This is a genomic window from Nostocoides australiense Ben110 (assembly GCF_001050535.1).
Classification (GTDB): Bacteria; Actinomycetota; Actinomycetes; order Actinomycetales; family Dermatophilaceae; genus Nostocoides_A; species Nostocoides_A australiense.
This window is the reverse complement of record NZ_HG764815.1, coordinates 2,776,712-2,780,535: the sequence shown is the minus strand read 5'-3', so window position 1 is coordinate 2,780,535 and position 3,824 is coordinate 2,776,712. Positions and strand designations below refer to the sequence as shown.

The 3,824-nt window shown below is 70.1% G+C and carries 4 protein-coding genes; all 4 read left to right on the top strand.

The window, feature by feature from the left end; genetic code table 11:
* The coding region (locus BN11_RS23830) for a hypothetical protein (RefSeq protein ID WP_048698444.1) at window positions 1-294 on the top strand (294 nt) is incomplete at its 5' end.
* Window positions 295-352: 58 nt separating this feature from the next.
* The gene (gene ffh / locus BN11_RS13380; protein ID WP_048698442.1) at window positions 353-1,954 is read left to right on the top strand and encodes a signal recognition particle protein; all 1,602 of its coding nucleotides are present in this window, start codon (window positions 353-355) and stop codon (window positions 1,952-1,954) included.
* On the top strand, window positions 1,951-2,790 hold the full coding sequence (locus BN11_RS13375) for an alpha/beta hydrolase (protein ID WP_048698440.1): 840 nt from the start codon (window positions 1,951-1,953) through the stop codon (window positions 2,788-2,790). The genes ffh and BN11_RS13375 overlap by 4 nt, the downstream gene beginning before the upstream one ends.
* A 232-nt stretch (window positions 2,791-3,022) precedes the next feature.
* Window positions 3,023-3,824, top strand: an 802-nt coding sequence (locus tag BN11_RS13370; protein WP_162213233.1) for a glycosyltransferase, incomplete at its 3' end; no start/stop codon positions are given.

Genomic DNA, 3,824 nt, shown 5'->3' with positions numbered 1-3,824 from the left:
CGGCCGCGCGCCGCTGCGGTGGCTGAGGGTATGGCGACTCGCGCCTTCGTCGTGCCGGGAGCCGCGGAGGGGGCGACGGTTCTGGAGGTGCGCTCGCGCGACCGCGTGGGGTTGCTGTACGACCTGGGGCGGTGTCTCGCGGCGGCGGGGCTGTCCGTGCGATCGGCGCACATCGCCACGTATGCCGGCCAGACTCTCGACACCTTCTATCTGACCGAACCCCGCGGTGGGCAGTTGTCTCCGGGCCGGGTGGCTGCCACGGTGGCGGCCGTCATCGATTGCTGTGACGGCTGAGCCGGCCTCGCGACCGCACGAATGGGCGGCACACGGGATGCGCAGTTAGGCTTTTACGGTGTTCACCTCGCTCTCCGATCGCCTGACCGCGACCTTCAAGTCCCTGCGCGGCAAGGGCAAGCTCAGCGAGTCCGATGTCAACAAGACCGTGCGCGACATCCGGATGGCGTTGCTCGAGGCCGATGTCGCGCTGCCGGTCGTCAAGGACTTCACCCAAGCAGTCCGCGAGCGGGCGCTGTCCGCCGAGGTGTCCGAGGCGCTCAACCCGGCCCAGCAGGTCGTCAAGATCGTCAACGACGAACTCGTCGACATCCTCGGCCAGCACACCCGGCCGTTGCGCCTGGCCAAGACGGCACCGACCGTCATCATGCTCGCCGGCCTGCAGGGTTCGGGCAAGACCACGCTCGCCGGCAAGCTCGCCAAGTGGTTCAAGGACCAGGGCGACACCCCGCTGCTCGTCGCCGCCGACCTGCAGCGTCCCAACGCCGTCACCCAGCTCGAGGTCGTCGGCCAGCGGGCCGGCGTGCCGGTGTTCGCGCCGGAGCGCGGCAATGTCGGCGGTCACGACGCCGTCGGGCCGACGGGCGAGGGGACGCGCTCCTATGGCGACCCGGTCGAGGTCGCCGAGGACGGCATCCAGCACGCCATCTCCAAGCTGTACAACGTCGTCATCGTCGACACCGCCGGCCGGCTCGCCGTCGACGAAGAGCTGATGGAGCAGGCGGCGGACATCAAGGACGCCATCGAGCCCGACGAGGTCCTCTTCGTCATCGACGCGATGATCGGCCAGGCGGCCGTCGAGACCGCCCAGGCCTTCCAGGAGGGCATCGACTTCTCCGGGGTCGTGCTGACCAAACTCGACGGTGACGCCCGCGGTGGTGCGGCCCTGTCGGTCGCCAAGATCACCGGCCGGCCGATCATGTTCGCCTCCACCGGGGAGGGTCTGAAGGAATTCGAGATCTTCCACCCCGACCGGATGGCTTCGCGCATCCTCGACATGGGCGACATGCTCACCCTCATCGAGCAGGCCGAGCGGGCGTTCGACGCCAAGCAGGCCGCCGAGATGGAACGCAAGTTCCTTGCGGCAGAAGACTTCACGTTCGACGACTTCCTGCAGCAGATGGCCGCCATCAAGAAGATGGGCTCGTTGAAGTCGATGCTCAAGATGATGCCCGGCATGAACCAGATCCGCGACCAGCTCGACGCTTTCGACGAGCGCGAGTTCGACCGGATCGAGGCGATGATCCGCTCGATGACGCCTTTCGAGCGCAACCACCCCAAGCAGATCAACGGCTCGCGCCGCGCCCGCATCGCCGCCGGTTCCGGGGTCACGGTCAGCCAGGTCAACGACCTGCTCGTCCGCTTCGGCGAGGCCCAGAAGATGATGAAGGCGCTCGCCAAGGGTGGCTCCATCCCCGGGATGCCGGGTATGCCCGGGCTCGCGGGCGGGGGCAAGCGCGGCAAGCAGGTCCAGCGCAAGAAGGGCAAGTCGGGCAACCCGGCTAAGCGCGCCGAGCAGGAGCGGGCCGCGGCCCAGGCGGCGTCCAACCGGGCGCCGGCGGGCAGCGCCTTCGGCTCCACCAGTTCCGACCCCTATGCCAACGCCAACCTCGACCCGAGCCAGCTGCCCAAGGGCTTCGAGAAGTTCCTCGGCACGTGACGTCCGCCGGTCCCCTCAACACCCTGGCCGTCGGGTCGGCGGGGCCGCGGATCGCGTTCGTGCACGGGCTGTTCGGGCAGGGCCGCAACTGGAACCAGATTGCCAAGTCGGTCGCCTGGCCCAATGGCACGCAGGCCCGGGCGCTGCTGATCGACCTGCCCGACCATGGCCGCTCGCCGTGGTCGGAGGAGTTCTCGTATGCCGCATACGCCGACGCCGTCGCCGCCACGCTCCGCGCCGCCGCGCCGGGGGAGGAGTGGACGCTGGTCGGGCACTCGCTCGGGGGCAAGACGTCGATGCTCGCCGCGCTGCAGCATCCCGACCTGATCGCCAGGCTGTGCGTCGTCGACATCGCGCCCAAGAGCTACGGCGACCTGCACCGCTTCTCCGCCTATATCGACGGTATGCAGCGACTTCCCTTGGGAGAGATCGCCACCCGGGAGGAGGCGGACGACTGGTTCACCGCTGTCGAGCCCGACCCGGGGGTGCGGGCTTTCTTGCTGCAGAACCTCCGCCGCGATCACGACGGTTGGTCCTGGCGGGCCAACCTCGACCTCATCGCGGCGGACGCTGCCCGCGGCGAGCAGTCGCGGATCGCGGACTTCCCCGACACCTCCGGCCTCGCGCCCTACGAAGGACCGGTCGTCTGGCTCGTCGGCGCCGAGTCGCGCTATGTCACGGACGACGACAGCGCCCCGATGCGGGCCCTGTTTCCGCAGGTGCGCAAGGTGACCGTCAAAGGCGCCGGCCACTGGGTGCACACCGACGCCCCCGCCGTCGTCATCGAGACCCTGCGCCGGCTGCTGCGCACCGGCGGACCGCCCCCGACTTCCTAAGGCACTGCGTGTTCCTACGGCTTTGCGTATACCCAGGGCCACGCGAGTCCTAAGGTCCTGGGGCGAGACCCCGGGACAGGGTCCCCGCGAAGTCCCGGAACGGCGACGGAGTCGGGTCCCGCCTGCTGCGTATGCGGAAACCTCGCGGGATGTCCTGAAGTTCACCTGTTTCACACCTGCCACACCCGCGCCGGCCCCGAGGCGGATGCACTGACCCGGCGACCCTGGAACTGTGCGAGTCGCCATCGTGACCGAGTCCTTCCTCCCGATGATCAATGGCGTGACCACGAGCGTGTGCCGGGTTGCCGAACAACTGGCCGCGCTCGGCCACGACGTCGTCATCGTCGCGCCTGAGCCGGCGCCGGCGTGGTTCGGCCCGATCCCCGTCCACACGGTCCGGTCCGTCCCGGTGCGCCAGTTCCCGACCGGCGTGCCGAGCGGGCGCGTCGAATACCTGCTCGCCGAGATCGCTCCCGATGTCGTGCACGCGGCCAGCCCCTTCGTCATCGGTGCCCGGGCCCTGACCGCGGCCCGCGAACTGGGTCTGCCGAGCGTGGCGATCTATCAGACCGACATGCCGCGGTATGTCGAGCAGCACAGCCCCGGCCCCGTCGCGCCGCAGGTCGCGCGGCTGGCCTGGCGGTGGGTGCGCCGGATGCATTCGCTCGCGGATGTCACCTTGGCGCCCTCGCATGCCGCCGTGCAGGCGTTGCAGGAGCACGGCGTCGAGCGGGTCGCGCTGTGGGGGCGCGGGGTCGACACGGCGCTGTTCACCCCGGCGTGGCGCAGCCACCCGGACACGCACACGCTGCGCGCCGACCTCGCCCCCGGCGGCGAGGTCCTCGTCGGGTATGTCGGGGGGGGGGGCTCGCCGAACTGCACGGCATACCCGGGATCCGCCTCGTCATCGTCGGCGACGGACCCTCCCGGCCGGCCCTGGAGGCCGAGTTCCGCACTCTTAAGTGGGCGGGGCCGGCGCCGGTCTTCCTCGGCTTCCGCACCGGTGAGGCGTTGGCGCAGGCGTATGCCGCGCT